The 1,684-nt window shown below is 30.4% G+C and carries 1 protein-coding gene; it reads left to right on the forward strand.

What is annotated here, in order from left to right:
* Positions 1 to 1,224, forward strand: a 1,224-nt coding sequence (locus ABT186_RS47650) for a relaxase/mobilization nuclease domain-containing protein (protein ID WP_351930684.1), incomplete at its 5' end; no start/stop codon positions are given.
* Positions 1,225 to 1,684: the final 460 nt, after the last annotated feature.

The following is a 1,684-nucleotide window of genomic DNA, read 5'->3' on the forward strand; positions in this document are numbered from 1 at the left end:
AAAACCATGAAAGAATATCTCGGAAATTCTGCGGAATTTATTATTGCTACTCATACCGATAAGCCACACCTCCATAATCATATTGTGCTTAATGCAACTGACCCTTTAACTTTAAATAAATTTCAACAAAACAAAAATGATTTAGAACGATTGAAAGAAATTTCTGATAGAATTTCTAAAGAATATGGTTGTAAAATTATTGTCCGTCCTGAACAAAAATTAGGAAACTCTCACAAAAATTATTTGGTCTATCTTGCTCAAAATTCTTACCGAAAAGAGATTAAAAACAAACTTGAATTTTTAATGAACCATTCTCACACTTGGGAAGATTTTAAAACAAAAGCAAGAGCCTTAAATTTAAAAGTGGACGACACAAAAAAATATACCACTTATCTTTTAGAGGGAAGCGAGCAAACCAAAAAAATTAGAGATAGAAGTTTAAAAAATGATAAATTTTTAAAAGAAAATCTCAAAGAACGGATAGAAAAAAATACCATTGGTTATTCAGTTGAGGAAGTCGTGAAACTTTGGAAAGACAAAGAAAGCATTCAAGAAAAAGGACAAGAAAAAGAAATTTCAATTTTGGTAGAAGATTGGCAAATTGAGAAAGAAACTGAAAATTTTTTATACGTAACGATTGATACTGCTTTAGATAAAGAAGCGACAATAAAGATACCTGCACGTTGTGTCGATAAATTAGAAAATGGCGATTATCAAGTCTTTATCAAAAATAAAGACCGATTTTCTTATCTTGATAAGAAAAGTCCGGCAAACCATAAAATCATGTATGGAACAACTGTTGCTAAAAATCTACAACGACAAAGTGGAAATGTCCCTCTTTATTCTGACAATGCCAATATCAAACTCAAACAAGTCTTTCATGAGTTCGATTTCTTGATTAGTCAAGGACTTGGTTTTGATAGAAGTTTTGAAACCATAGGAAAGGACTTAAAAGCCACCTATCAAGAAACAGAAAAGCAATTAGATAAATTAAATACAAAGATTATAGAGTATGTCGAACAAAACAAAAGTTTAGATTATGTAGATACCACTATCAGAGATACAATAAAAAATCTAAAACTTGAACGTGATGATTTAAGAGATACTTTATATAAAGTCGATAAAAACATTCAATACTATCAAAAATCAGAACAGCGATTAGACGCCTATCAAAAAAATCAAAGTCCAAAACACAAAGCACGTGATGATGATTTTGAAATTTAGTCCGTTGAAAATTCTGATGAGTAAACAATAAAACAAGTCGGATCTGAAATTTTTGGGCTTTAAAATTTAAGAGCGGACTTTTTTATTTGAGATTTGAAAAAACTCTATTTTTTACTTTGTAAAAAATAATGCTCCTGTCGTTGAGCAAACCAACGAAAAAGCACTAAAGAAATTGAAAAATGAATTTTTCACTCCCTTTAATGCTTGAAGCTCATGTTTTGCCTTTTAAGCCCTCTTAAATGGTTTTGAGTAGAATTATGCCACTTGTATTATAAAAAGCCTAAAATCTCATTTTATAGGCTTTTTGTCACTTCCAAAATTGATACCATTTTTTAGAAACTTGATTATTTAATTGTTCTTGTCCTTTTATTTTATCATTTAAGGCTTTAATTTCACTTTTAAGTGCTTCTAACTCCGCTTGCGGTTGATTGCCCGCTTGTTCCGCTTGACTGCCTTCTGC

The organism is Streptomyces sp. NPDC001634 (assembly GCF_040298185.1).
GTDB lineage: Bacteria > Actinomycetota > Actinomycetes > Streptomycetales > Streptomycetaceae > Streptomyces.